At 64.5% G+C, this 24,513-nt stretch carries 27 protein-coding genes; 14 read left to right on the forward strand and 13 right to left on the reverse strand.

The window, feature by feature from the left end; genetic code table 11:
• Positions 1-302: 302 nt before the first annotated feature.
• On the reverse strand, positions 303-668 hold the full coding sequence (locus tag AC6IY7_RS01895; protein WP_497781323.1) for a 2Fe-2S iron-sulfur cluster-binding protein: 366 nt from the start codon (positions 666-668) through the stop codon (positions 303-305).
• Between the two features lie 180 nt (positions 669-848).
• Between AC6IY7_RS01895 and AC6IY7_RS01900 the strand changes: the two genes are divergently transcribed.
• Positions 849-1,847 carry a DUF4062 domain-containing protein gene (locus AC6IY7_RS01900; RefSeq protein WP_497781324.1) on the forward strand — a complete coding sequence of 333 codons (999 nt, stop codon included), beginning with the start codon at positions 849-851 and terminating at the stop codon, positions 1,845-1,847.
• Positions 1,848-1,862: 15 nt separating this feature from the next.
• Here AC6IY7_RS01900 and AC6IY7_RS01905 read toward each other — a convergent pair whose 3' ends face one another.
• The 4 genes from AC6IY7_RS01905 to AC6IY7_RS01920 all read right to left on the reverse strand — a co-directional run bounded on the left by AC6IY7_RS01905 (position 1,863) and on the right by AC6IY7_RS01920 (position 4,447).
• Positions 1,863-3,017: a glutathionylspermidine synthase family protein gene (locus AC6IY7_RS01905; RefSeq protein WP_497781325.1), complete on the reverse strand. Its 1,155-nt coding sequence runs from the start codon at positions 3,015-3,017 to the stop codon at positions 1,863-1,865.
• On the reverse strand, positions 3,014-3,496 hold the full coding sequence (locus AC6IY7_RS01910; RefSeq protein ID WP_497781326.1) for a hypothetical protein: 483 nt from the start codon (positions 3,494-3,496) through the stop codon (positions 3,014-3,016). The genes AC6IY7_RS01905 and AC6IY7_RS01910 overlap by 4 nt, the downstream gene beginning before the upstream one ends.
• 9 nt (positions 3,497-3,505) lie before the next feature.
• Positions 3,506-3,913: a DUF350 domain-containing protein gene (locus tag AC6IY7_RS01915; protein ID WP_497781327.1), complete on the reverse strand. Its 408-nt coding sequence runs from the start codon at positions 3,911-3,913 to the stop codon at positions 3,506-3,508.
• Positions 3,914-3,985: 72 nt separating this feature from the next.
• On the reverse strand, positions 3,986-4,447 hold the full coding sequence (locus AC6IY7_RS01920) for a flavodoxin family protein (protein WP_497781328.1): 462 nt from the start codon (positions 4,445-4,447) through the stop codon (positions 3,986-3,988).
• A gap of 158 nt (positions 4,448-4,605) precedes the next feature.
• Here AC6IY7_RS01920 and lnt point away from each other — a divergent pair, with 158 nt between their 5' ends.
• The 10 genes from lnt (at position 4,606) to AC6IY7_RS01970 (ending at position 14,048) form a co-directional block, all read left to right on the forward strand.
• Positions 4,606-6,288: an apolipoprotein N-acyltransferase gene (lnt, locus tag AC6IY7_RS01925; protein WP_497781329.1), complete on the forward strand. Its 1,683-nt coding sequence runs from the start codon at positions 4,606-4,608 to the stop codon at positions 6,286-6,288.
• 122 nt (positions 6,289-6,410) lie between these two features.
• Positions 6,411-6,851, forward strand: a complete 441-nt coding sequence (locus AC6IY7_RS01930; RefSeq protein WP_497781330.1) for a helix-turn-helix domain-containing protein — start codon at positions 6,411-6,413, stop codon at positions 6,849-6,851.
• Between the two features lie 138 nt (positions 6,852-6,989).
• A complete protein-coding gene (gene metK, locus AC6IY7_RS01935) occupies positions 6,990-8,180 on the forward strand; it encodes a methionine adenosyltransferase (RefSeq protein WP_497781331.1) in 1,191 nt (396 codons plus the stop codon).
• A 53-nt stretch (positions 8,181-8,233) separates the two neighbouring features.
• Complete coding sequence (gene trmB / locus AC6IY7_RS01940) at positions 8,234-8,971, forward strand: tRNA (guanosine(46)-N7)-methyltransferase TrmB (RefSeq protein ID WP_497781332.1); 738 nt, start codon at positions 8,234-8,236, stop codon at positions 8,969-8,971.
• Positions 8,972-9,059: 88 nt separating this feature from the next.
• On the forward strand, positions 9,060-9,953 hold the full coding sequence (locus AC6IY7_RS01945; RefSeq protein WP_497781334.1) for a tetratricopeptide repeat protein: 894 nt from the start codon (positions 9,060-9,062) through the stop codon (positions 9,951-9,953).
• A 46-nt stretch (positions 9,954-9,999) separates the two neighbouring features.
• Positions 10,000-10,668, forward strand: a complete 669-nt coding sequence (locus AC6IY7_RS01950; RefSeq protein ID WP_497781335.1) for an LON peptidase substrate-binding domain-containing protein — start codon at positions 10,000-10,002, stop codon at positions 10,666-10,668.
• 56 nt (positions 10,669-10,724) lie between these two features.
• Positions 10,725-10,955: a Trm112 family protein gene (locus AC6IY7_RS01955; RefSeq protein WP_497781336.1), complete on the forward strand. Its 231-nt coding sequence runs from the start codon at positions 10,725-10,727 to the stop codon at positions 10,953-10,955.
• Between the two features lie 6 nt (positions 10,956-10,961).
• On the forward strand, positions 10,962-11,849 hold the full coding sequence (locus tag AC6IY7_RS01960) for an acyl-CoA thioesterase (protein ID WP_497781337.1): 888 nt from the start codon (positions 10,962-10,964) through the stop codon (positions 11,847-11,849).
• Positions 11,850-12,175: 326 nt separating this feature from the next.
• A complete protein-coding gene (locus AC6IY7_RS01965; protein WP_003610684.1) occupies positions 12,176-12,514 on the forward strand; it encodes a P-II family nitrogen regulator in 339 nt (112 codons plus the stop codon).
• Between the two features lie 31 nt (positions 12,515-12,545).
• Positions 12,546-14,048: an ammonium transporter gene (locus AC6IY7_RS01970; protein ID WP_497781338.1), complete on the forward strand. Its 1,503-nt coding sequence runs from the start codon at positions 12,546-12,548 to the stop codon at positions 14,046-14,048.
• 93 nt (positions 14,049-14,141) lie between these two features.
• Here AC6IY7_RS01970 and AC6IY7_RS01975 read toward each other — a convergent pair whose 3' ends face one another.
• The 4 genes from AC6IY7_RS01975 to AC6IY7_RS01990 form a co-directional block, all read right to left on the reverse strand.
• Positions 14,142-14,855 (reverse strand): methyltransferase, encoded by a 714-nt coding sequence (locus AC6IY7_RS01975; protein ID WP_497781339.1) that lies wholly within the window; start codon positions 14,853-14,855, stop codon positions 14,142-14,144.
• A 135-nt stretch (positions 14,856-14,990) separates the two neighbouring features.
• Positions 14,991-16,079, reverse strand: coding sequence for a heat-inducible transcriptional repressor HrcA (gene hrcA, locus AC6IY7_RS01980; protein ID WP_497781340.1), 1,089 nt, complete (start codon positions 16,077-16,079; stop codon positions 14,991-14,993).
• Positions 16,080-16,178: 99 nt separating this feature from the next.
• The gene (locus AC6IY7_RS01985) at positions 16,179-16,523 is read right to left on the reverse strand and encodes a type II toxin-antitoxin system RelE/ParE family toxin (RefSeq protein ID WP_497781341.1); all 345 of its coding nucleotides are present in this window, start codon (positions 16,521-16,523) and stop codon (positions 16,179-16,181) included.
• The gene (locus AC6IY7_RS01990) at positions 16,520-16,801 is read right to left on the reverse strand and encodes a type II toxin-antitoxin system ParD family antitoxin (RefSeq protein ID WP_497781342.1); all 282 of its coding nucleotides are present in this window, start codon (positions 16,799-16,801) and stop codon (positions 16,520-16,522) included. Before AC6IY7_RS01990 ends, AC6IY7_RS01985 begins: the two co-directional genes overlap by 4 nt.
• Before the next feature lie 124 nt (positions 16,802-16,925).
• On the opposite strand from AC6IY7_RS01990, the gene AC6IY7_RS01995 reads away from it, so the two are divergent.
• Positions 16,926-17,942 carry a patatin-like phospholipase family protein gene (locus AC6IY7_RS01995; protein WP_497781343.1) on the forward strand — a complete coding sequence of 339 codons (1,017 nt, stop codon included), beginning with the start codon at positions 16,926-16,928 and terminating at the stop codon, positions 17,940-17,942.
• Positions 17,943-17,960: 18 nt separating this feature from the next.
• Here AC6IY7_RS01995 and AC6IY7_RS02000 read toward each other — a convergent pair whose 3' ends face one another.
• Together AC6IY7_RS02000 and AC6IY7_RS02005 are read right to left on the reverse strand one after the other, a co-directional pair.
• Positions 17,961-19,208, reverse strand: a complete 1,248-nt coding sequence (locus AC6IY7_RS02000; RefSeq protein WP_497781344.1) for a glycosyltransferase — start codon at positions 19,206-19,208, stop codon at positions 17,961-17,963.
• A 14-nt stretch (positions 19,209-19,222) separates the two neighbouring features.
• Positions 19,223-20,410, reverse strand: a complete 1,188-nt coding sequence (locus tag AC6IY7_RS02005; RefSeq protein ID WP_497781345.1) for a glycosyltransferase — start codon at positions 20,408-20,410, stop codon at positions 19,223-19,225.
• A 157-nt stretch (positions 20,411-20,567) separates the two neighbouring features.
• On the opposite strand from AC6IY7_RS02005, the gene AC6IY7_RS02010 reads away from it, so the two are divergent.
• Together AC6IY7_RS02010 and AC6IY7_RS02015 are read left to right on the forward strand one after the other, a co-directional pair.
• Positions 20,568-21,467, forward strand: coding sequence for a hypothetical protein (locus AC6IY7_RS02010; protein WP_497781346.1), 900 nt, complete (start codon positions 20,568-20,570; stop codon positions 21,465-21,467).
• A gap of 156 nt (positions 21,468-21,623) precedes the next feature.
• The gene (locus AC6IY7_RS02015; RefSeq protein WP_497781347.1) at positions 21,624-22,787 is read left to right on the forward strand and encodes an LptF/LptG family permease; all 1,164 of its coding nucleotides are present in this window, start codon (positions 21,624-21,626) and stop codon (positions 22,785-22,787) included.
• Positions 22,788-22,825: 38 nt separating this feature from the next.
• Here AC6IY7_RS02015 and AC6IY7_RS02020 read toward each other — a convergent pair whose 3' ends face one another.
• Positions 22,826-23,566: an ABC transporter ATP-binding protein gene (locus AC6IY7_RS02020; RefSeq protein ID WP_497781348.1), complete on the reverse strand. Its 741-nt coding sequence runs from the start codon at positions 23,564-23,566 to the stop codon at positions 22,826-22,828.
• Positions 23,556-24,296, reverse strand: a complete 741-nt coding sequence (locus tag AC6IY7_RS02025; protein WP_497781349.1) for an ABC transporter permease — start codon at positions 24,294-24,296, stop codon at positions 23,556-23,558. The genes AC6IY7_RS02020 and AC6IY7_RS02025 overlap by 11 nt, the downstream gene beginning before the upstream one ends.
• Positions 24,297-24,513 lie beyond the last annotated feature (217 nt).

Here is a 24,513-nt window from a genome sequence, read left to right on the forward strand (position 1 = left end):
AGTTCCCCCCGCCGAGCGCCTGCCCCACCGAGCGCCCGCCCTGAGGGCCGGCTCGTCCTCGAGCATGAGAAATCGCCGCGGGAGGCCGGCCGCCGAGATCGCGCTCCGAGCGGGCGCTCTCGGACGCTCCCCGGCCGGTCTCGGGTTCCTCGGCGCGGATATAGGGCGCGAACTCTCGGAGACGCGCCTCGAGACGCGACGTGCGCGCGCGACCATGCGCGCGAGATCGGCGCGCGAGATCGGCATGAAGCGACGAAGCGATCCGGGGACGCTGCTCGCCCCGGATCGCCGCGCCGGCGACGTCACGCGCCGCCGGGCTCTCCGGTGAATTTCACCAATATATCCTGGTCGCGCACCACATATTGGCAGGCGAGCCGATATTTCGGCGGAATGTCGTCGACCTCGGCGCGGATAATCTCCTCCGCCGTGATCTTGCCCATGGACTTGAGCTGCGCTTTCTCTTTCTCGGTGAGCGTCGCGCCCATCGTCTTGTCGTCGAGCGGCGCCACCTCGATGAGGCAGGAGCCGCATTCGCCGTCCTTGCAATCATGCGGGATCGGAATCTTATTCGCCTCGGCGACGGCGAGTATTGTATGCGTGTCGCCGGCGACCGCATAGACCGTCACATTTTTGTGGAGAAGAGGGGTGGAGAAAGTGACGTCAGGCATGGCCGTCCTCCCTTATTTTGCGGTGCCAACTGTAGCGAATGACGCGACGTCCGCCTTCGTGGCGTTTCGACGCAGCACACACTTGGCCACCGTGCTCAGCGTATTGCGCCCGCATGTCACGCCGCGCATAATATGATTCGATAGTGCATTGGCACGCTGCTCACTCGTAGATTCTGCTCCATGGAAAAGAAAAGATACCAAGTATTTGTCAGCTCAACATATACCGACCTCAAAGACGAGAGAGCCGCAGTTTTTGACACTCTGGCGAAGATCGACTGCATCCCGGCAGGAATGGAAGCGTTTCCCGCTTTCGATGAGGAGCAGCTATCCTACATAAAAGCCATAATTGACGACAGCGACTATTATGTTCTTATAGTAGGCGGGAGATATGGGAGCATAACAGCAGATGGCGTGAGTTTTACAGAAAAAGAATATGATTACGCCGCATCAAGAAACATTCCAATTCTTTCATTTATTCACGCCCATCCTGAGCGTATTGCAGTTGGCTTGACTGAAATCGACACAGAGAAGCGGGCACGATTGGATAATTTTATCACAAAAGCTCGCGAAGGTAGGCTAGTTCGAGAGTGGAGCGACATAAACGAACTAAGTCTTCGAGTAACCCAAGCATTGACACACTCAATGAAAGCAAAGCCCGGCGTCGGATGGATAAGAGGAAGCGCGGCAGCGAGCCTAGAAATTCTAAACGAGATAAACGAGTTAAGAAAGAAAAATGCAGAGCTAGTTGAGCGAATTAGGGCGGCCGAAAGCCAGAAACCAGAAAGCCAGGTCAACATCGCCCAGCTTGATAGTATATTTAATATTGACTATGCAATAAATGGTGGAAATTTCTTACAATGTAGATTTACGTGGAAGGAGCTGTTTTCTATCCTTGGTCCATCCGCCCTCGTCGCACAGTCTTCCGCAGTCATCAGAGGATATCTAGTTAGATATATAAGGGACAAGAAAAATATTTCTGCCCAAACAGCGGTTGATATCTCCCAGCAAGATTTCGATATCATCAAAATTCAATTTGAAGCCATTGGATATTGGAAAATATTGACCCATTTGTATCCAAATAGCGGAAGACGGGGAGAAGATATAGAACTCACGGAGCTAGGGAAACGTGCGCTATTTGAAATAGTATCAATTAAGATTGATCAAAAAGCAGGCGCATAGTCCACCGCAAGCCCGTCAATCGATGATCGCATGCGGCAAAAAGCGCGAGCGATCCGTCGTCACCAGCGACGAGTCCTCACGCACGCCCATGCCGGCCGCCTCGCCGCCGACGAGCCAGCAGCCCAGCACGGGATAGCGTCCGCCGCAATTCGGCAACAGACATAATTGCTGCCGCACATAGCCTTCGCCGCCATATGTTCCCTGCGTCTCCGCGAGACGCGCGTCGCCGTCGACGAGCGCGACATTGGCGCCCTCGCGCGAATAGAGCGGCTTGCGCGCATAGCGCGACAATGACGATGCGCGCGCATCATCCTCGAAGAAGCAGGGCAGAAGATTGGGATGGCCCGGCGCCGCCTCCCACAACAGAGCGAGAAAACCTTTGTTGGAGGCCACCGCTTTCCACGGCGGCTCGACGAATCGCGTCGCGCCCATCGCAGCAGACTTGCCGAAAGAATCGGCGAACATCCACTCCCAGGGATAGAGCTTGAACAGTCGCTCGACGCGCCGCCCCAGACGATCGACGAATGTCTCGCCGCAAAGACCGATGTCGCGCATGTCGATGCGCGCCGTCCACGAGCCCGCCTGCGTCGCGCAATCGGCGAGATAGGCGACATTGCCGCGATCCTCGACGCTCGCCGTCATGCAGGCGAAATGCACAGGCCCGCCATCGGCGATCTCGCGCCATCGCGCGATCAGCCGATCATGCAGGGAATTGAACTGATCCGCGCCTTTCGGCAAATGGCCGCGCTCGATCATCTGCTCGAGCCAGAACCATTGCACGACGGAAGATTCGAACAGGCTCGTCGGCGTGTCGGCGTTATATTCGAGCAGCTTGGGCGGCCCCTCTCCATCATAGGAAAAATCGAAGCGTCCGTAGAGCGAGGGATCGCGCCGCGCATGGCTCTCGGCGATGAGCCCCCATGCGTGACGCGGTATGCGCAGACGTTCGAGCGCCTGCTCGTCGGTCACGATGCGCGCGACCACCTCCTCGCAGAGCGCGGCGAGATCGGCCGTCGCCGTCTCCAGACGATCCTCGATCTCGCGCATCGAAAAAATATAGCGCGCGCTCTCGTCCCAATAGGGCTCGCCATCCGCTTGCGCGAATTGAAAGCCGATTCGTCTCGCCTCTTCGGCGAAGTCCGGCCGCGGCGGCGAAAGCTCGCGCCTCACGAGCCGCCGCCATGGCCGACGCCCGAGCCGCCGAAGCCGCCGAAGGAGACCGCATGGCCGGAGGCGGAGCCGCTCGAATTCGAAGAGGACGAAAAGGACGACGAGCCATGCGACGAATCGCCGGAGGACGAGCTGTGCGATGAGCCGCTCGAAGACCCGCCGCCATGGCCGCCGCCGTGGCTGCGCGATTGACGGCATTCTTCCTGCTGTTCCCAGTCGCCTGCCTTGGAACAGTCACCCCGATGCGCATATTCGATCGCCGCATAGGTCCCGATCGACAGCGAGCCGGCGGCGATCAGCGCGATAGCGATCGAGCGCTTGCGGCTTCCGGAAGGCGCGCCCGCGCCGCCGCCCGGAAGCCCCTTGGGCGCATTGGTGACGACAGGCGGCGCCTGCCCGCGGCGTCCGAATTCCTTGCGGGGTTGCTCCGCCCGCGGTTGGTTTGCCCGAGGTTGCTCTGCCCGAGGTTGCTCTGCCATGGCGCCGCCTCAAGGGCTCATGCAGGCGGCGCTGAGCACGCCGGCGGCAATGGAGACGGAGCCGAGCCAGACGGCCGCGGCGATGGCGTTCTGCTCGATCGCCTGCGAAAGCCCTGGGTGCGCGAGGCGCGCGAGAAGATAGGCGATGATCTGCGTGGCGAAGGCGACGAAGCCCCAGATGATGAATTCGAGCCCCGATTGCGTATTGTGCACCGCGCCGGCGAGCGCGATGGCGAAGCCGATGAGGCTGCCGCCGAAGGCGATGGCCGCAGAGGCGTTGTGCTCATTGACGATGAGATCGAATTCACAATGCGGCGTGAGCCGCGTGTAGACGACGCAGAATGCGGCGCAATAAGCGATGGTCCCGAGAAAATAGGCGGCGAAGGACAGGAGGCCGGAGGCGAGGTCTGCAGGCAAAGTCGATCCTCTGACGAAATATCGAGCGGAGAGGTTAGCAGGGTCGCCGCGCGAAAGGAACGAGACGATGTGTCAAAACACCCCCGCCTCGAGCCCGACGGCCATCGCCATTCCGAGCTCATGGCAAGCGCCCGCGAACTCCTCGCGCCACTCCCCGCGAAAGATCAGCGGCTCCTGCACGGCGCGCCAGCGCAATCCCGTCGCCACGCTCTCGACGCTTCGCCGCGCGCCGGCGCCGTCATTGCCGGCGCGAATAAAGAGCGCATAGGGAAGCCCCTGCGTGCGCTCGAGGCAGGGATAATAGCAGCGGTCGAAAAAATCCTTCAGCGCGCCGCTCATATAGCCGAGGTTTTCCGTCGTCCCCAGAATGAGCGCATCCGCCGCCAGCACATCGTCCGGCGTCGCCGCCAGCGGCGCGCGGACGACGATCTCGACGCCGGCGATCTCGCGCGCGCCGGCAAGAACGGAATCGCGCAATCGCTCCGTATTGGGCGATGGCGCATGGGCGAGGAGGAGCAGACGCTTGCCGGTCATGGGGCGAATAATTCTCCTTTGATGCGACGCCTTGTGCGCCGCCGCACAGTGCGGCCTCCGCGAAGATGATAGCGCCTCTTTCGGCTCGTGCGAGCCACTAGGGCGGAGCCGTCGGACGAGCTAGAGTCCGCGCGCCACTTCGAATCGAACGGATGCCCATGGCGCAGCAATTCCTCACCCAGACACTTTCCGACGGCGCGAGGACAGGTCCGACCCTCCCACAACGCATCATCCTCGCCGAGGGCTGGACACGCCGCGCCATCGCCTTCGCCGCCGGCGCCGTGGGCGCGCTAGCGCTGGCTCCGGTCGATTTCACGCCGGCCATGTTCGTGACCCTGTGCGTCGCGGTCTGGCTCCTCGATGGCTCCGCCGCCGCCAGCGGCGAGAGCGGCTTCTCTTATCTCGCCGCCTCGGTTCGCCGCGCGGCCGGGGCCGGCTGGTGGCTCGGCTTCGGCTATTTTCTCGCCGGGCTCTGGTGGCTGGGCGCGGCCATGCTGGTCGAGCCCGACCAATTCGCCTGGGCGCTGCCGCTCGCCGTCATCGGCGCGCCGGCGGTTCTCGCGTTCTTTCCGGCGCTGGGCTTCGCTCTGGCGCGGACGCTGTGGTCCGGCGGCTCGGCGCGCATCTTCGCGCTCGCGGCCGGTCTCGGCGCCTCGGAGCTGCTGCGCGGAAGTCTGTTCACCGGCTTTCCGTGGAATGATTTCGGCATGGCGCTCGCCGCCGTCCCCTACCTCGATCAGACGGCGGCGCTCGTCGGTCAGCACGGGCTCGATATTCTGGCGGTGATCATGTTCGCCGCGCCGGCGACGCTCGTCGACGGCCGTCGCCGCCTCACCCCGGCGGTCGTCGTCGCGCTCGTCCTCGCCATCGTGATGGCGGGCTATGGCGCGCTGCGGCTGGCGTCGGGCAAGACGGAATATGTCGACGGCGTGAAATTGCGGCTGATGCAGCCGAACCTCCCGCAGGACGCGAAATTCAAGCCGGAGAACGGCCCGGCGATTCTGAGCCGCTATCTCGAGCTCTCCGACCGCGCCGTCGCGCCGGGCCGCTCCGGCGTCGCCGACGCGACCCATATCATCTGGCCGGAATCGGCCTTCCCCTTCATTCTGTCGCGCGATCCGGACGCGCTGGCCCGCGTCGCCGCGACGATGCGGGGAGCCGTTCTCGTCACCGGCGCCGCTCGCGCCGAAGACGACGCGCGCCGCGAGGACGGCAGACGCCGCACGAAAATCTTCAATTCGATTCTCGCCGTGCAGGCCGGCCGCATCGTCGCCGCCTATGACAAGATCCATCTCGTGCCCTTCGGCGAATATCTGCCGCTTTCGAAGCTGCTGGCGCCGCTCGGCGTCACGCAGCTCGTTCCCGGAACCTGGGACGAGGGGACCGGCCCGCGGCGGTTCGCGGCGCCGGGCCTGCCGCTCGCCGCGCCGCTGGTCTGCTACGAGGCGATCTTTCCGGGCGAGACGGTCGAACCCGCCGGCGAGCGGCCGCAATGGCTGCTCAATGTGACCAATGACGGCTGGTTCGGCATGACCAGCGGCCCCTATCAGCATTTCGCCCAGGCGCGTCTGCGCAGCATCGAGGAGGGCCTCCCGCTGGCGCGCGTCGCCAACACCGGGATTTCCGCGGTCGTCGACCCCTATGGGCGCGTTCTCCACCGCCTGCCGCTCGGCGTCGATGGCGTCATCGACGCGCGCCTGCCGCGGGCCGCGGATGCGCCGCCTTTTGCCGCCCATCCTTTTCGCTGGACTTCAACGCTTTGGTTCTTCACAATAATTTTCGCCCTGTTGGGACGCTTTCGCGGCCTCGCGGGTATGACTGCGTTTCGGACGGGTGGTTAATGAACCACCCCTCGAAATCGCGGCGGACACGTCCGCGCCGGCCATAGGCTCGGCGAGACCCTCTTTAGATCAGCCCCTTCGACAAAAGGCCGGACCGTGATGAGCAAAAGGAACCTGTCGCAGTGAAAAAGGCGCCCGATCCGATCGACCGGCACGTCGGGAGCCGCGTGCGCATGCAGCGCATTCTGATGAAAATGAGCCAGGAGAAGCTCGGAGAGGCTTTGGGCCTGACGTTCCAACAGGTGCAGAAATACGAAAAAGGCACAAACCGCATCGGCGCGAGCCGGCTGCAGCAGATTTCGAAGACGCTGAACGTGCCGCCCTCCTTCTTCTTCGACGGCGCGCCGTCGACACAGCCCGCCGGAGACGGCTTCGCCGAGGAATCCTCCTCGCAATATGTCGTCGATTTTCTGTCGACCGCAGAGGGCCTCCATCTCAATCGCGCCTTCGCCCGCATCAAGGATCCCAAGGTGCGCAAGCGCGTCATCGACCTGATCTCGACGCTCGCCGATCAGGACGAGGCCGCCAAGGTGACGGACGCCGGCGATCCCGCCGCCAAATAGGCCGACGCCAGAGTTCTCTATAAAGAACATTTTGCCATATACGGCTTGACGAAACGAACGACGCCTGTACTGATTTGGGCACATGGAAAGGTCTGTCCGCCGGCGGGCGGCGGACCGGCGCTTGGACGGAGATCGGATGTGACGAGACAGAACTATCTTTTCACCAGTGAGTCGGTTTCGGAAGGCCATCCCGACAAGGTGTGCGACCGCATTTCAGACGAAATCGTCGATTTGTTCTTTCGCGAGGGAGCCAAATTCGGCGTCGACCCCTATCAGATCCGCGTGGCAGCCGAGACTCTCGCCACCACCAATCGCGTGGTGATCGCCGGCGAGGTGCGCGGCCCGGCCATCTCCAAGGAGCAGATCGTCGACGTCGCCCGCAAGGCGATCAAATCTATCGGTTATGAGCAGGCCGGCTTCCACTGGCAGAACGCCGACGTGGAAGTGCTGCTGCATGCGCAATCGGCCGATATCGCCCAGGGCGTCGACGCCGCCGGCAATAAGGACGAGGGCGCGGGCGACCAGGGCATCATGTTCGGCTATGCGGTGCGCGAGACGCCCGATCTGCTGCCGGCCCCGATCTATTACGCGCACAAAATTCTCGAGAAGCTCGCCCACGCCCGCCATTCCGGCAAGGAGAAGGGCCTCGGCCCCGACGCCAAGAGCCAGGTCACGCTGCGCTATGAGAACGGCAAGCCGGTCGAGGCCACGCAGATCGTGCTCTCGCATCAGCACACCGACGAGAATCTCACGCCGCAGGACATACGCGCCCTCGTCGAGCCCTATATCCTCGAGTCGCTGCCCGCGGGCTTCGTGACCAAGGAGACGGTGTGGCACGTCAATCCGACCGGCAAATTCCACATCGGCGGCCCGGATGGCGACGCCGGCCTCACCGGCCGCAAGATCATCGTCGACACCTATGGCGGAGCCGCTCCGCACGGCGGCGGCGCCTTCTCCGGCAAGGACCCGACCAAGGTCGACCGCTCGGCCGCCTATGCCGCCCGCTATCTGGCCAAGAACGTCGTCGCCGCCGGCCTCGCCGATCGCGCGACGCTGCAGCTCTCCTACGCCATCGGCGTCGCCGAGCCGCTGTCGATCTATGTGGATCTGCACGGCACGGGTCAGGTTCCCGAGGACAGGCTGGAGGCCATCCTGCCGCAGATCATGCGCCTGTCGCCGCGCGGCATTCGCGAGCATCTGCAGCTCAACAAGCCGATCTACGCCCGCACCTCGGCCTATGGCCATTTCGGCCGCACGCCGGACGAGGAAGGCGGCTTCTCCTGGGAGCGCACCGACCTCGTCGACGCGCTGAAGGCGCATTTCTCCTGACCAACGCCGTCTTCGGCGAGAAAAACGTCCCAGAAAGCCTGCAAGAAAGCCCTATGGACGACGAGACCGACGGCGGCGCGACCCCTGTGTCGCGCCGTCTCTATGGCCGCAGCAAAGGCAAGGCGCTGCGCGCCGGCCAGGCCCGCCTCATGCAGGAGCTGCTGCCGACGCTGACGCTCGACGTCTCGCAGCCCTGCCCTCACGCGCCGAGCCTGTTTCCGACTCCCGTCCAGAATGTCTTTCTCGAGATCGGCTTCGGCGGCGGCGAGCATCTCGTCGCGGCCGCGGCGGCGCGGCCGGATGTCGGCTTCATCGGCTGCGAGCCTTTCGTCAACGGCATGGCCAAGCTCCTCGCCCGGATCGACGCGCTCGGCCTCGCCAATATCCGCCTGCATCAGGGCGACGCGGCGGAGATCATCGGCTGGCTGCCGCCGGCGAGCCTCGGCCGGGCCTTCCTCTTCTATCCCGACCCCTGGCCCAAGCGCCGCCACCGCAAACGGCGCTTCGTCTCGAAAGAGACATTGGAGGCGCTCGCGCGGGTCATGCGGCCGGGCGCGCAATTGCGTTTTGCGACGGATATCGACGATTATGCCGGCTGGACGCTGGCGCGCGTCCGGGAGGCCACGGATTTTGCATGGACCGCGGCGACGTCGACGGACTGGCTCACGCCCTGGGAGGGCTGGACGCAGACGAAATACGAGGCGAAAGCGATGGCGGCCGGACGCAAACCGGTCTATCTGACTTTCGTGAGGGGTCGAGAACGCGAGCGAGACCTCGCGAGCGACGCCTAGAGGCTTTTGATTTGACGCGTTTCCAACGCCGAACCGGCGTCTACTTCGACTGGAAACGCTCGAGCGGGACGGTGCGGGAGACGGTGCGATGGCGGCGGAACTGACGGCGCAAGACGACGCCCGGACGACCGAGACGACGACGGCGGCGTTTCGCGCCGACGTTCTGGAGGCGTCGCTGCGCCAGCCCGTGCTCGTCGATTTCTGGGCGCCTTGGTGCGAGCCCTGCAAGCAGCTCGCGCCCGTGTTGGAGCGCGCCGTCAAAGCCGCCGGCGGACGGGTGAAGCTCGTCAAGATGAATATCGACGAGCATCCGGAGGTCGCTGGACAGCTCGGCGTCAAATCCATTCCCGCCGTGGTCGCCTTCCAGCGCGGCCGGCCGGCCGACGGTTTCGTCGGCGTGCTGCCGGAGAAGCAGCTGCGCGGCTTCATCGAACGGCTCGCCGGACCGCTCGAGGACGAGGGAACCGACGATTTTCTGACCGCAGAGGCGCTGATCGGCGAAGGCCAATTCGAGGCCGCCGAGGCGATCCTGCTCGAGCTCGTCGGCGCGACCCCGCCCTTCGCCAAAGCGGCGGCCGAACTCATCCGCCTCTATGTGGAGCAGGACCGTCTCGCCGACGCGCAGGCGCTGCTCGACGGCCTGCCCGCCGCGGTCGCCGCGGACCCGCTCGTCGCGGCGGCGGCGGCGTCGCTGGAGAATGCGCTCGCCGCCTCCGATCTCGGCGAGATCGACGAGCTCCAGAAGCGCGTCGCCTTCGATCCCGACGATCTGCAGGCGCGCTTCGATCTCGCCCTCGCGCTCAACGCGAAAGGCAAGCGCGAGGAGGCCGCCGCCGTGCTCCTTGACATCATCCGAAAGGACCGTAGTTGGAGCGACGACGGGGCGAGGAAGCAACTCATCCAATTCTTCGACGCCTGGGGGCCGCTCGACAAAGCGACCATCGGCGCGAGGCGGCGCCTGTCGTCGCTGCTGTTCTCCTGATGCGAGCGAGTTTCTCGAGGAGTGGCGGCGATCGCCGCCGACCGACATGAGCGTCAATCAACCCTATAGAGATCCGAACGCGTTGCCCAACGTCGTTCCCGTGTTTCCGCTCACCCGCGCGCTGCTGCTGCCGCGCGGCGAGCTGCCGCTCAACATATTCGAGCCGCGCTATCTGGCGATGGTCGACGACGCCATCGCCTCGCAGCGCGTCATCGGCATGATCCAGCCGCTGCCCGGCCAGGACGAGCGCGAGCCGACCCCCGTCCTGCATCGCATCGGCTGCGCCGGACGCATCACGCGCTTCTCCGAGACCGGCGACGGCCGCTATCTCATCTCCCTCACCGGCATTGCGCGCTTCCGCATAGAGGAAGAAGTGCCGACGACGCTGGCCTATCGGACCTGCCGGGTCAGCTATGACGATTTCCTCGTCGATCTCGAGCCCGGCGCCGGCGAGGACGACGTCGACCGCGCCGGAATGATCCGCATGCTGCGCGAATTCGCCGACGGCTCGCAGCTCGACGTCGACTGGACCAGCATAGACGCCGCTCCCAACGAGGCGCTGGTCAATGCGCTCGCGATGATGAGCCCCTTCGGCTCGAGCGAGAAGCAAGCGCTGCTCGAGGCGGTCGATTTGCGCTCGCGCGCCGAGATTCTCGTCGCGCTGGCCGAGCTCGATCTGGCGCAGAACAGCGACGATCCGCCACAATTTCATTAGAGATTATTTCCGCCGCTGCGGCATGTTCCGCTTCTGACCTACAGAAAGGCGCTCCGATGAACGACAAATCCGAGAAGTCCGCGCCGGAGGGCGAGGAGGTCCCCGCCTCCGCAGCGACGAAGGTCGATCCTCGCCTGTTGGAGATTCTGGTCTGCCCGCTCACCAAATCGACGCTCGAATATGACGCCGAGCGCCAGGAGCTGATCTCCCGCTCCGCGCGGCTCGCCTATCCGATCCGCGACGGCATCCCCATCATGCTGCCGGAGGAGGCGCGGCCGGTCGACTGAACCCGCATGGACGCCCCCCGCCCCACGCAAGAGCTGGTCGCGCTGCTCGATCTCGAGCCCATCGGCGAAGACGCCTTCCGCGGCTATAGCAGATCCCGCAGCCCCCGCGTCTATGGCGGGCAGGTCGTGGCGCAGGCGCTCGTCGCCGCGCAGAGGACCGTTCCGTCCGACCGACCCACCCATTCGCTGCACGCCTATTTCATCCTGCCCGGCGATCCCGGGGCGCCGATCGATTTTTCGGTCGAGCGCCTGCGCGACGGCAAGAGCTTCACGACGCGACGTTGCGTGGCGCGGCAGCGGGGGCGCGAGATCTTCTCCATGGAGGCGTCGTTTCAGATCGACGAGCCCGGCCTGGAGCACGCTTTTCCCGCGCCGGCCGCTCCCGATCCCGAGAGCCTGCCGACGAAAAATGCGCTGGCCGAGCGCTTCGCCGATTTCCTGCCGCTCGACGCGGCGAAATGCCTCGCCGGATCGCCGGCCGTGGATATACGCGTCGTCGATCCACGCGCTTATTTATTGAACACGGCGACGGCGGACGTGCGGCAATATATCTGGTTCCGGGTCGTCGATCGCGTCGGCGACGATTTGGCGACGCATCAGGCCCTGCTCGCCTATCTTTCGGACATGACGCTGCTGAACACCGCACTCGTCGTGCATGGCCTCTCGATTTTCGACGAGCGGCTGCAGGTCGCGAGCCTGGATCACGCCCTGTGGTTTCATCGGCCGTTCCGCGTCGACGAATGGCTGCTCTACACGCAGGACAGCCCGACCGCCGCCGGCGCGCGCACGCTCGCGCGGGGCATGATTTTCTCCATGGACGGACGTCTGATCGCCTCGGTCGCGCAGGAAGGCCTCATCCGCGATCATTCACTCGAATCTCGAGCAGAACGCTGATCATTTAATAGGCGCCTGCCGCCTTTTTCCAGGCGCCTTTTCTTTCACCCACCTGCTGAGCCGCAGTGACGGCGCGGGGCGGCAAACCCTTGTCCTGCGCTCCACTACACGCCCCCGGCTTCCTGCGGCGCTTCGCCACGGATTTGATTTTATTTGCTGTTCTTTTCTGCTTTGTGTCTGTCCGCGAGACGGCGCGAGGGCTGGCACGGCATTTGAAAGCTCACGGCCTGAGCACAACGGTGCTCATCATGGCCCTCGCCACATTGGGCGCTGTCTCGCAGGACGAGCCGCACAGCCATGAAGGTCCAGAACAACAGGATAGGCAGATGAAAATCGTGACAGCGATCATCAAGCCCTTCAAGCTCGATGAGGTCCGAGACGCGCTGACGAACATCGGCGTCCACGGTCTCACCGTGACAGAAGTCAAGGGATACGGGCGTCAGAAGGGCCACACCGAGATCTACCGCGGCGCGGAATACGCCGTGAGCTTCCTGCCGAAGCTGAAAATCGAGGTCGCGGTGACGTCGGAACTCGTCGCCAAGGCCATCGAAGCGATCACGACCGCCGCCCATACCGGGCAGATCGGCGACGGCAAGATTTTCGTTCTTCCCCTCGAGCAGACGATCCGCATCCGCACCGGCGAGCGCGACGCCGACGCGCTCTGACCCCCAAATGAAAAATCACCAGGAGTTCCCAATGAGACTTCGTCTGCCTCGGAGCCTGTCTGTGGCTTCGATCCTCGTCGGCGCGGCGATCGCCGTGGGCCTCGCCGATCCCGCCCTCGCCGCCGGCAATGCGCCGACGCCCAATCCTGGCGACACGGCCTGGGTGCTCATTTCCTCGGCGCTGGTGCTGATGATGTCCATCCCCGGCCTCGCGCTCTTCTATGGCGGCCTGGTGCGCTCGAAGAACATGCTTTCTGTGCTCACGCAGACCTTCGCCATCGTCGCGCTGGTCGGCGTCGTCTGGACGCTCTACGGCTATTCGCTCGCCTTCGGCGACGGCGGCTCGCTCAACGCCTATATCGGCGGCTTGGGCAAGCTGTTCCTGAAGGGCGTGGACGCCTCCTCCAACGCGCCGACCTTCACGCCCGGCCATGTCATTCCGGAATACGCTTATTTCGTGTTCCAAATGACCTTCGCCATGATCACGCCGGCGCTGATCATCGGCGCCTTCGCCGAGCGCATCAAATTCTCGGCGGCCTTCGTGTTCGTGCTGCTGTGGGTGACGATCATCTACTTCCCGATCGCCCATTGGGTGTGGGGCGTCGCCGATCCCAACGCTATCGTGGACGCGGCGACCAAGCTCGCCGCTGCGACCACGGATGAAGCCAAGACCGCGGCTCAAGGCGAGATCGACAGCCTCACGGCCTCGGTCGGCTGGATCGCCGGCGGCCTCGCGCCCTGGATGAAGGGCGTGGGCGCGCTGGACTTCGCGGGCGGCACCGTCGTCCACATCAACGCAGGCATAGCGGGCTTCGTCGGCGCGCTGATGCTCGGCAAGCGCATCGGCTACGGCAAGGAGGCGTTGCCGCCTCACTCGCTGACGCTGTCCATGGTCGGCGCTTCGCTGCTGTGGGTGGGCTGGTTCGGCTTCAACGCCGGCTCCAACCTCGAGGCCAATGGCACGACGGCGCTCGCCTTCGTCAACACCATGGTGGCGACCGCCGCGGCGGCGCTCTCCTGGCTGCTGGCGGAATGGGCGCTGAAGGGCAAGCCCTCGCTGCTCGGCCTCATCTCGGGCGCGGTCGCCGGCCTCGTCGCGGTGACGCCGGCTTCGGGCTTCGCGGGTCCGATCGGCTCCATCGCGCTCGGCTTCATCGTCTCGCCGATCAGCCTGTTCTTCGTGTCCAAGGTGAAGAACTTCTTCGGCTATGACGACTCGCTCGACGTGTTCGGCGTGCATGCGATCGGCGGCATCACCGGCGCTCTGGCCACGGGCATTCTGGTGAGCCCGGACCTCGGCGGCGTCGGCATCACCGACTACACCAACATCGGCGAGAATTTCGCCGGCAAATACGACATGGCGCAACAGATGATCTCGCAGGCGACCGCCGTCGGCGCGACCATCCTCTACTCGGGCATCGGCTCGGCGATCCTCTACAAGATCGTCGATGTGGTGATCGGCCTGCGCGTCGCCCCGGACCAGGAGCGCGAAGGCCTCGACATCGCCGAGCACGGCGAGCGCGCCTACAACTAATGAGCGCAGCCGCTCATCTGCGGAAAACGGAAACGGCGTCCCTCTGGGGCGCCGTTTTTCTTTGTGCGCCGCCGCGCGCCGACGCTTTTGCGCTCACGATCGTTTCGTCATCACCCAGCCGCCGAAAAGGAATGTCTGATAGAAGCGGATGGGCGCGTCGAATCCCGCTTCATTCAGCAAATCGAGCAATTCGCTCTCGGAAACGAAAGCGACGTCATGGTCGATATGAGCGCGGTCCTTCTCCAACTCCCGCGTTTCGACGCCTCGAGACGCGTAGGACGTGAGCCAGGCTTCCAGCAGAGAGCCGAACTCGCGCGATGCTCTATCGCCGAAAAGATCGGCGAGAACGAAGGCCGCTCCGGGTTTCAGAAGGGACGAGACGGCGCGGAAATAGGCGAGCTTCTCGTTACGCCCCGCGATGAAATGCGAGACGAATATGGACGAAGCCGCATCGAATGGCGTCGCCGATCGAAACTCCTGCAATGGTCCATGGAAGCAGGCGGCCCGATCCGCCATTCCGGCCGCGGCGACGCGATCACGGCAAGCGTTCGACATGTCGCGCGAGACATCGACGGCGGTGAAGCGCCACAAGGGGAAGCGGCGACCGAGAGCGAGAACTTCCGCTCCCGTCCCCGCGCCGGCCGACAGAAATTCGGTTCGCTCCGGCAGACGCTCGAACCAAGCCGCCGTCATGTGGTGCAGCGCGTCGTAGCTCGGGCAGAACGATCGAATTCTGCGATCGTATCGTGTCGCCGAAATCTCGTCGAAATGCTCCGCCGCATCGAATGCGTCGCGGGACTGAAGCATGAAAATCTCCGATCCGAAATGGACGCGCGAGCGCCAGAGTCATTCCGGTTCAGATTGAACCGGAATGACTCTGGATTTCCCTGTTCGGTCGTGTTTTCTTCACGCGAACCGGTTCCCACTTCGCTCGAAAACACTCTAACCGCCCACGACGCGCGCCACCACTTTCGCCGTATAATCCACCATGGGCACGATGCGCGCGTAATTGAGCCGCGTCGGGCCGATGATGCCGAGCGCGCCGACGATGCGCTTATTGCCGTCGCGCAATGGCGCGGCGATCATCGAGGAGCCGGAGAGCGAGAACAGGCGATTCTCCGAGCCGATGAAAATGCGCACGCCCTCCCCCGTCTCGGCGCGCTCCAGAAGATCGATGACCTCGGTCTTGGTCTCGAGATCGCAGAACAGCAGGCGGATGCGATCGAGATCGGCCATCGCCGTCAGATCCTCGAGCAGATTGGCCTGACCGCGCACGATGAGTTGGCGATGCTCCGTCGCCGCGCCGCCCCAGCTCGCGAGCCCGGCGTCGACGAGCCGCGCCGTCAATTCGTCGAGCTCGTTCTGCGCCGCCTTGCGCGCGTCCTCTATCTCCGATCGAACCTGGCCGAGCGTGAGGCCGCGAATGCGGGCGTTGAGATAATTGGCCGCCTCGATCAGCGAGGAGGCGGGCAGGTCGCGCGGCACTTGCAGCACGCGATTTTCGACCGAGCCGTCCTCGCCGACGAGAATGGCGAGCGCGCGCTCCGGCTCCAATCGCACGAATTCGATCTGCTTCAGGCGCGCATTGTCCTTGCTGGTCACGACGACCGCGGCGCCGCGGGTGAGGCCGGAGAGCATGGTCGTCGCCTCGGCCAGCACGCCCTCGAGGTCATGGTCCTTGGAGGCGGCCTCGACCTGCGCCTCGATCTGTGCGCGCTCGTCCTCGGCGACGTCGCCGATCTGCAGCAGCGAATCGACAAAAAAGCGCAGGCCGAGCTCGGTGGGCATGCGGCCGGCGCTGGTGTGCGGCGCATAGACGAGGCCGAGCTCCTCCAAATCCTGCATCACATTGCGCACGGAGGCCGGCGACAGCGCCATGGGCAGCAGCCGCGAGAGCTGGCGCGAGCCGACAGGATCGCCGCTCGACAGATAAGTGTCGACGATCTGGCGAAAGATTTCGCGCGGCCGATCGCCGAGATTGGCGAAGCTCGCGCCCGGCTGCGGGGGGATTGGATGGCCCATGCGGATCATGACAGGAGAATGGCGCCTCGGCGGCGCGGGTCAAGCCCGGTCTGCGTGAAGGAGCGAAGGGCCTTCAGATAAGCGCTCCTCGCCGCGCTGGCCACAGCGTCAACCGATATCGGGCGGAATATGCCGGGCGAGCTCCATGGCGTCATGCAGGATGCGCAGCACTTCGAGAACCCTCCCCTCCGCCGCGCGATACATGACGAAATGCCGCCCGCGGCGGCCATGCCGAGCGACATGGAGCGTGCGAAGACCGGGGAGGATTTCGTCCCGCGCCATGCTTCCCGCCACATTTGGCCCTTGGGTCAGCTCGGCGAGGGCGTCCATGAGCGTCGCTTTGTAGATTTCGGTCTGGCGCGGCCCGAAGGTTTCGGCCGTATATTGCAGGATGCGCAGAAAATCGCGTTCCGCCTCGGCGCCGAGGCGGATGCGCCAAGGCGCCTCTGTCACTTTTCCGAGGCCCCGGAGGCGGCGAGCGCGTCGAGATGCGCGAGAAGCGAGGAGGCGTCGGCGAATTCTTTGAACTCGGCCCGGTCGAAAGCCGAAGCGCCGTCTCGCGCCGCGCTGCGCAGCGCTTCGAGCTTGCGCGCTTCCTCGATCTCATGGCTCTCGACGAGCCGCAAGCCTTCCCGAAGCACCTCGCTCGCATTCTGATAGCGCCCGCTCTGGACGAGCGCCTCGATCAGGCTTTCCTGCCTCTCGGTGAGGACGACATTGCGGGTCGGCATATGCGGCTCCTTCTTTCAAATCCTAGCCCGAATTGGCATATAATGCCAGCGCGAGCCGCGCGGGATGGCGAGCGAAGCCGACGCCCTATGTCTCCTGGATATGATTTTGGGTGGGGCAAGCGCGATGCGAAACGAAATCCTCGTCGATCTGGCGTTGCAGGGCGGCGGCGCGCATGGGGCCTTCACCTGGGGCGTTCTCGATCGGCTGATCGAGGAGCCGTGGCTGCGCATAGACGGGGTCTCCGGCACCTCGGCCGGCGCGATGAACGCCGCGGCGCTCATCCACGGCTTTTCGCTGGACGGCGCCGAGGGCGCACGCGCGGCGATGGAGAGCTTTTGGCGGCGCGTCGCCGGCGCGGCCCGCTTCAGCCCGCTGCAGCGCACCCCTCTGGATATGGCGCTCGGCCGCTGGACGCTGGACAATTCGCCGGCCTTTCTCGCCATGGACATGACCTCGCGGCTGGTCTCGCCCTATGACCTCAATCCCGCCGGCGCCAATCCGCTGCGCGACATATTGCGCGAGACCATCGATTTCGAACGCATCGCCAAATCGCCGATCAAACTCTTCGTGACCGCGACCAATGTGCGCACCGGCCGCGCGCGCGTGTTCCGCAACGCCGATCTCTCCGCCGAGGCGCTGCTCGCCTCGGCCTGTCTGCCGACCATGTTCCAGGCGATCGAGATCGACGGGGAAGCCTATTGGGACGGCGGCTACGCCGGCAATCCGACGATCACGCCGCTGGTGCGCGAATGCGCGTCGCAGGACACGATATTGGTGCAGATCAACCCGATCGAGCGCAAGGAGACGCCGCGCAGCGCGATCGACATATTGAACCGGCTGAACGAGATTTCCTTCAACTCGCCATTGCTCAAAGAGCTGCGCATGATCGCGCTGCTGCGGCAGGTCGCCGACCCCGGCCATAGCGAGGGCGCGCGCTGGGCCTCCATGCGCATTCACGCCATTGCGACGGATATGGCGGCGGAGCTGTCCGCCTCCTCCAAGCTCATCGCGGAATGGGATTTCCTGCTCATGCTGCGCGAGGAGGGCCGGCGCCGCGCGCAGGATTTTCTCGATCGCAATGGCGACGATCTGGGGAAGCGCTCGAGCTTCGATCTCGCGCGCCTGCTGGATTATGTTTGACGAGTCGAATGCGCGCCTTCAGGCGCGCATAGCGGCGCCGATGAGCGGCGGCGCCAGCGCCGCGAGATTGGCGCGATAGGCGTCGAGCGAGAAATGCGCGTCATAGAAGCGCCGCATGTCGCTCGCCGCGCGCTGCGCCCTATCTGGGACGCGTATCTCCGCCGCGGCGGCGCGTAGCGCATGCGCGAAATCCGCGGCGCTGTCGGCGACGATCATATCGGAAAAGCTCGCCGGATCGACGCGCATGCCTCGAAATGCGTGGCTCGTCGTGATGAGCGGCAGGCCGCTCGCCAGAGCCTCCACCGTCTTGATCGAGAGGCCATGGCCGCTGATCGTCGGCAGCAGCACGAGACGCGCGGTCGCATAAGCGGCGCCGGGATCGTCGACGCGGCCGACGAAGGAAGCGCGATGAGCGGCGTAGAGCGCGGGCTCGCGCGCCTTCACGCCGGCGTCGACATTACCGACGATGCGCAAATGCGGAATCTGCGCGCCGGCGAGAACCTCGCGCAGGAACCAGCAGACGCTGTCGACATTGGCGCTATTGTTGCTCGCGACCAGCAGAATATCCTCGCCGCCGGGGCCGAGCGGCGCCTCCGGCGCGCTCGGATAGAGCAGCGCATGCTCCTTCTCCGGCAGCAGCGCGCGGAAATCATCATATTCCTGCGCATTGAGATGCAGCAGCAGATCGGCGCCGCGCATCAGCTCGAGCTCGCGGACGAGCATTTGCTCATAGGTCACGCGCGGCGGCAGCCAGGGCGCGTGCTCATTCATCAGCGCGAATTGGCGCGCCTGCAGATCATGGCTGTCGAGCAGGATGGGCGCGCCGCGCGCGAGGCGCTTCGCTACCGACATCAGGAAGAAATGATTGCAATGGACGAGATCGAAGCGGCGATCGGTGAGGCCCAGCGCCAGCTCCGCGCGCTCGGCGACGCCAGCGCGAATGACCGCCTGATCGCCATGCAGAAAGGGCCACAGCACGTCGCGCAAAAAGCGCGGCGCCGCGAAAGCGTGAAACGGCGCGCCGCCGAACCAGCGCTCGCCCTGCGACAGCTCAGGCGTCGCCTCGACGAAAGAACGCCAGCGCCAGGCGCGATCCGGCGTGAAGCCCGGCATATCGCAGATCGCGACCGGCGCGACGTGCGCGCCGAGCGCGCGATAGGCGGCGACCTGCCCCAGCACGACCCGATAAGTGCCGCAGGAATGCCAGGCCGGATGCACGATAGCGACATTGCGGCCAGCGAGCGGAAGAACGGGAGGAGAGTTCATTGCAGGAGTTGCGTTCATTGCGCGAGCAATGGCGCAGCCGCCTCGCGCAAGGCGCGCGCATAGGCGTCGGAACTGAACATCTCGTCATAGAGACGTCGCGTATCCGATTGGGCGCGCGCGCCCGCGTCGCGGCGACGGCCGGCGTCACGCAAAGCGGCGGCGAAATCACCCGCCTCGTCGGCGAGCGTCACATTGCTCAGCCGCTCGGGATCGATGGCCATGCCGCGAAACGCCCGGCGCGTGGCGATGAGCGGCGCGCCGCTCGCCGTCGCCTCCACCGCCTTGACCGAGAGGCCATGCCCCTCGATCGTCGGCAGCAGCACGCAGGCGGTCTGCGCATAAACGGCGCCGATATCGTCGACGCGGCCCTTGAAGCGCCGCCGATTGGCGTCATAGAGCGCCTTGTCGCGGCTCCTCACCCCGGCGTCGATATTGCCGTAGATCTCCACCTCGACTCCCGGCGCGAGCGGCGCGACCTCACGCAGGAACCAGCGCAGGCTGACGAAATTCGCGTAATTGTCGCTGGCGACGATGACGATGCGGTCGCCGCCCGGCCCACAGGGAACCGGCGCTATGGCGGGATAGATGAGGCGGTGCCGCGCCTGCGGCAGCAGCCGGGCGAATTCGGCCCGCTCCTCCTCGTTGAGATGTATGCAGAGGTCCGCGGCGCGCATCCACTCGAGCTCGATCGACAGCATGTCGTCATAGGTCGCATAGGGAGGCACGAAGAATCCGCCCTGATTGCGCAGAATATACTGACGCGCCTGTATGTCCTGCGTCTCGACCATGACCGGAACATTTCGCCCGCGAAGCAATCGAGCAACGAATGGCAGAGTGAAGTAATGATTGGCGTGGACGAGATCGATATGTTCGTCTGCGAGGCCCGGCGGCAGGGCGGCGATCTTGGCGAGCTCGACGAGCCAGGTCGCCTGATCGCCATGGATCAGCCGCCACCAGGCGTGAGCGAGGAAGGAAGGCGCGAGCCCGGCCCATCGGCTCGGACCACAGAAATAGCGCCTGTCCGCCGGCAGATCGGCGGAGGCGGCGAGATAGGCCTGCCAGCGCGCGCCCTCGGGCGGCGGCGGGGCCGGCGCGTCCATCAGCGCGATCGAGATCGTCCGCGCGCCGAGCGCGCGATAGGCCTCGAGCTGGCCGACATTGACCTGATAGCTGCCGCAGGAATGCCAGGCCGCATGGACCACTGCGACCGTTTTACCGGCGAGCGGCCGCTCATCGGCTGAAACATCATTGGAAACAAGGGACTTTATCGGCGTCTCCCGTTGCGTTCGGTCTTCCGGCCTGAGCCCCTGTGCGCCCGGCCGCTTGCCCTGCGGCGGCGTTTCCAAGTAGATGGGGTATATGAGCCTTCGACCCGCAAATCCAGATTTTTCCCCGCTACGCGCCGCCCCCGACCAGAGTGGAGCCGCTCCGGGCAAGCGCTATGGCGTCGCCATCGTCGGCAATGACAAAATCATCGACTGGCTGCTCCCCTTCCTCGAGAGCTACGCCCAGACGAACGCCCATCTGCCGCTCTATCTCGTTCCCTATGACGAGAATGTCGCGCAGACGCGCCGCGCGGCGGAAATCTATGGCGCGCATTTCATCGAGGAGGTTCCCGAGGCGATCGACCGACTCGCGGCGGAGCTCTATCCCGGCCCCTTCAACGGCAATCGCCGCCGCCTGCGTAAGCTGCAAGCGCTCGCTCTGCCGCTCGACGAGGTCGCCTATGTCGATGTGGATGTCGTGCTGTTTCGTGATTTCGCGCCCCTCTTCGGGCGGCTCGAGGCCGAGAAGACGGAGTTCATCGTCGCCTCGCCGAGCTTCGAATATGTCTATAACGAGAAGCGCGCGAACTACCCCTTCCTGCGCGACGCGCTGCTGTTCAATGACGGCTTCTGGGTCACATCGAACAAATATCTGAAGCTCGAGCACTTCATCGAGACGATTCGCGACGACGCCAAAATCTTCCATGAGGTGCGCAAGCGCGGGCAGCTTTTCGCCCAGCCGCTGGTCAATTTCGTGACCCATAGGCGCGGGCTGGCCATCACGCTTTTGCCGCATTGCGTCGAGCGCGCCTCGCATGAGAGCTTCTACAAGGCGCCGGGAATCACCTTTTCCGACGGCAAGCCGCTCGATCCGGACGGCAAGGAAATCTATTTCGCCCATTGGGCGGGAGCGACCGCTTTGCCCTCGACGGGCGTTTTCGACGCCGCCTGGAAGGAGTTTTCCAAAGCCGCCTGGGCGAGATTTCGCAAATAGGACGAATTCCGCTATGAGACTAGCGTGCGGCGGCGGCCTTCCTCTCGGGAAGGTCGCTCTAGCGCGCTTGCCGCTCGACCGGGATCGGTCGAGCGATTCGCGCCGGTTCGGAAAACGAGAGCAAGCGACTTGCTCTCGACGCGCGGAACAGGACTCATGCCTCGCCTCTTATTCCTCTATCTCGCCCGGCGAATCCTGTTCAGCACGCTCGTCGTCCAGCTCGCGCTCATCGTGCCGGTCGTGCTCTCCTATCTGCTCTACACGCTGACGCCGGCGGCGATTCGCGCCGGCCTGCTGGTTCCGGCGCTGATCGGCACAATGCCGACGGTCGGCTTCATCACTCTGCCCATGGCGATCGGCGTCGCCACGGCGCTCGAATTCGCGCGCATGTCCAATGAGGGCATGATCGCCGTGCTCTATGCGCTGCGGCTCTCTGTGTGGTCGGTCTGTCGGCCGGCGATCGTCTGCGCCGGCGCGCTCGTCGTCCTCGGCTATGGGCTCGCCAATCTCGTCGCGCCCTATTACGCCAGCGGCTTGCAGGACGTCATCAATGTGGTGCGCAATTCGCTGAACCACCGCATGCTGGACGCGGCGCATTTCTACACTTTCGACAATGGCGTGAAGACGCTCTATCTGCAGCGCTGGGAGACGCCGGACATCGCCGTCAATCTCTTCGTGCGGCAGATATCGATCGAGAAGCGCCAGGAGGAGACGATCACCGCGGCGCGCGCCGAATTCCGTCGCCAGCCCTCGGGCGTCATCGTGGCGCTGTCCAACGGCAGCATACAGACCAAGCCCTTCGACACGGATGAAGTGCGCATCGCCAATTTCGACGAATACGCCATGGCGCTGCCGATGCAGGGCAGCGAGGCGCTGCCGCCACGCAATTGGCGCGGCGTCTATGAGCTGACGATGCCGGAGTTCATCGCCAATTGGCAGGTCGCCCGGCTCGACCGGCGCCAGGCCGGCGAATGGATGGCCGAGGCGGCCAAGCGCTTCGGCGTGCCGCTGCTCGCCATCGCTCATACGCTATTGGCGATGGCGCTGGTGCTGACCTTCGGCAATGTCACCGGACGACGCGGCGGCCTCAGCTCCCTGGTCATCATCGCCATTCCGGCGGCGCATATTTTCTTTCTGGTGGCGCTCGAATCGATGCTGCGCGCCGATGCGCGCTTCGCCTTTCTGCTCGCGGCGCTGGCGGCGCTCGAAGTCGGCGTGTCGATTCTGCTGATTTTCCGCCGCAATATGAGCACGAGCCCGATGCGGCGACTGTCGGACTATGAGGCGCTCGCGACAGAGCCGCAGAGCCTAGCGGCCTGAAAAGAGCGGGGCTCGCGCTCCTTCCACCTTCGCGCAAATCAGGCGGCCGCGAGCACGACCTCGCGATAATGGGGGATGACCACCTCCGGCGCGCCGGTCTCGCGCACCGCGCCCTCGTCGATCCAGATCACCCGATCGCAGAGATTGGAGAGGAAGCCGAGATCATGCGAGACCATCAATATGGTCCCGGTCTTGGCGAAATCGGCGATGAAGGCCTCGCATTTGGCCTGGAACACCTCGTCTCCGACCGACAGCGCCTCGTCGACGATGAGAATATCGGCGTCGGCGTTGGCGCAAATGGCGAAGGCGACGCGCGCCACCATGCCGCTGGAATAGAGCCGCATGGGCTGATCGAAGAAGGGGCCGATATCGGCGAAAGCGGCGATCGCCGGCAGGCGCTTCTCCACCTCTTTGCGCTTCAGGCCGAGGATGGCGCCGCCGATCATGGCGTTCTCGCGCCCGGTCAGCAGACCGTCGAAGCCCGAGCCCAGCGCGAGAATTGGCGCGATGCGGCCTTTCACCTCGAAGGCGCCGCGCGTCGGCCGCGTGATGCCGCAGAGAATCTGCAGCAGCGTCGTCTTGCCCGCGCCATTGCGGCCGATGATGCCGACTTTCTCGCCCTTGGCGACCTCGAAGCCGACATTATGGAGCACCCAATGCTCCTGGTAGAATTTCTTCCACAGGCCAAACAGCACCTGCTTCAACTGGTCGTTGCGGTGCAGATAGAGCTGGAACGCCTTGCCGACGCCGTCGCAGCGGATGATGGGGTCAGATGACATCGACGATGACCGATTTGTAGCGCATGAAGAATTGGTAGCCGAACAGGAATATCCCGTAGGAAATGGCCACCAGCGCGACATAGGCGATAGGATTGGGCAGCACCCCGTCGAGCGCCGCCCCGCGCAGCATCTCTATATAGTCGCCGACGAGATTGAGGCGCAGCCAGATGGAGATATGCGGCGGCATCTGATCGAGGCGATAGAAGATCGGCGTCGCGAACATCAGCACCGGCACGACCGACACCATGATATGCGCCACATCACGGGTGAAGGCGCCGAGCGCCATCAGGAACCAGACGACGCCCAGCATGAAGCAGGCGAAGGGCAGGATCAGCAGCGGTGCGAAGAGAATTGTCATGGGCAGCTCGCCGGCCGTCAGCAGGCGCAGGACGATATAGACGCCGAGGCTGATGCCGCCATAGACGAAAGCCCGAATCGTCGCCACCCAGGCGATCGTCTCGCTGGGGAAGATCGACTTCTTCACGAAGGTCACATGCTCGTGCAGCAGGCCCGGCGCGCGATAGGCGAGCTCGCTGAACAAATTGAAGACGATGAGCCCAAGGAACACGCCGGAGGCGTAATCGGTCGTGCTCATGCCCGCCGACAATTGCGGAACCGTCATGGAAAACAAGACAGTATAGGTCAGCAGCATGATCAGCGGGGCGAGCACCGCCCACAGCGGCCCGAGGACCGAGCCGCGGAATCTGGAGGTGAGCTCCCGCCGCACCACGGCGCGTATGAGCTCCCTATGGTGCCAGGCCCGCTCGAAGGGGGCGGCATAGGCGACGAGCGGCAGTTGAGCGAGCGACAGGCCGAACCTCCTTGGATCGAATGCGGCGGCGCAGCCGCATAGACCAGTTCGGCGCCGCCCCTGTCAACGGTCGGGCGCCGTCCGGCGGGGCCCAGGGCGATCGGGTGAAGGTTTCTTCATCCTGAGGAGCCGCGAA

Source organism: Methylosinus sp. is20ea, assembly GCF_059718135.1.

Coding starts and splice junctions, on each gene's coding strand:
- AC6IY7_RS01955 (WP_497781336.1), top strand. CDS start 10,725: ATGAACGACAAATCCGAGAAGTCCGCGCCGGAGGGCGAGGAGGTCCCC.
- AC6IY7_RS01945 (WP_497781334.1), top strand. CDS start 9,060: ATGGCGGCGGAACTGACGGCGCAAGACGACGCCCGGACGACCGAGACG.
- trmB (WP_497781332.1), top strand. CDS start 8,234: ATGGACGACGAGACCGACGGCGGCGCGACCCCTGTGTCGCGCCGTCTC.
- lnt (WP_497781329.1), top strand. CDS start 4,606: ATGGCGCAGCAATTCCTCACCCAGACACTTTCCGACGGCGCGAGGACA.
- AC6IY7_RS01965 (WP_003610684.1), top strand. CDS start 12,176: ATGAAAATCGTGACAGCGATCATCAAGCCCTTCAAGCTCGATGAGGTC.
- AC6IY7_RS01995 (WP_497781343.1), top strand. CDS start 16,926: ATGCGAAACGAAATCCTCGTCGATCTGGCGTTGCAGGGCGGCGGCGCG.
- AC6IY7_RS01960 (WP_497781337.1), top strand. CDS start 10,962: ATGGACGCCCCCCGCCCCACGCAAGAGCTGGTCGCGCTGCTCGATCTC.
- hrcA (WP_497781340.1), bottom strand. CDS start 16,079: ATGATCCGCATGGGCCATCCAATCCCCCCGCAGCCGGGCGCGAGCTTC.
- AC6IY7_RS01920 (WP_497781328.1), bottom strand. CDS start 4,447: ATGACCGGCAAGCGTCTGCTCCTCCTCGCCCATGCGCCATCGCCCAAT.
- AC6IY7_RS01900 (WP_497781324.1), top strand. CDS start 849: ATGGAAAAGAAAAGATACCAAGTATTTGTCAGCTCAACATATACCGAC.
- AC6IY7_RS02000 (WP_497781344.1), bottom strand. CDS start 19,208: ATGAACTCTCCTCCCGTTCTTCCGCTCGCTGGCCGCAATGTCGCTATC.
- AC6IY7_RS01895 (WP_497781323.1), bottom strand. CDS start 668: ATGCCTGACGTCACTTTCTCCACCCCTCTTCTCCACAAAAATGTGACG.
- AC6IY7_RS02010 (WP_497781346.1), top strand. CDS start 20,568: ATGAGCCTTCGACCCGCAAATCCAGATTTTTCCCCGCTACGCGCCGCC.
- AC6IY7_RS01990 (WP_497781342.1), bottom strand. CDS start 16,801: ATGCCGACCCGCAATGTCGTCCTCACCGAGAGGCAGGAAAGCCTGATC.
- AC6IY7_RS01975 (WP_497781339.1), bottom strand. CDS start 14,855: ATGCTTCAGTCCCGCGACGCATTCGATGCGGCGGAGCATTTCGACGAG.
- AC6IY7_RS02020 (WP_497781348.1), bottom strand. CDS start 23,566: ATGTCATCTGACCCCATCATCCGCTGCGACGGCGTCGGCAAGGCGTTC.
- AC6IY7_RS01970 (WP_497781338.1), top strand. CDS start 12,546: ATGAGACTTCGTCTGCCTCGGAGCCTGTCTGTGGCTTCGATCCTCGTC.
- AC6IY7_RS02015 (WP_497781347.1), top strand. CDS start 21,624: ATGCCTCGCCTCTTATTCCTCTATCTCGCCCGGCGAATCCTGTTCAGC.
- AC6IY7_RS01910 (WP_497781326.1), bottom strand. CDS start 3,496: ATGGCAGAGCAACCTCGGGCAGAGCAACCTCGGGCAAACCAACCGCGG.
- AC6IY7_RS01950 (WP_497781335.1), top strand. CDS start 10,000: ATGAGCGTCAATCAACCCTATAGAGATCCGAACGCGTTGCCCAACGTC.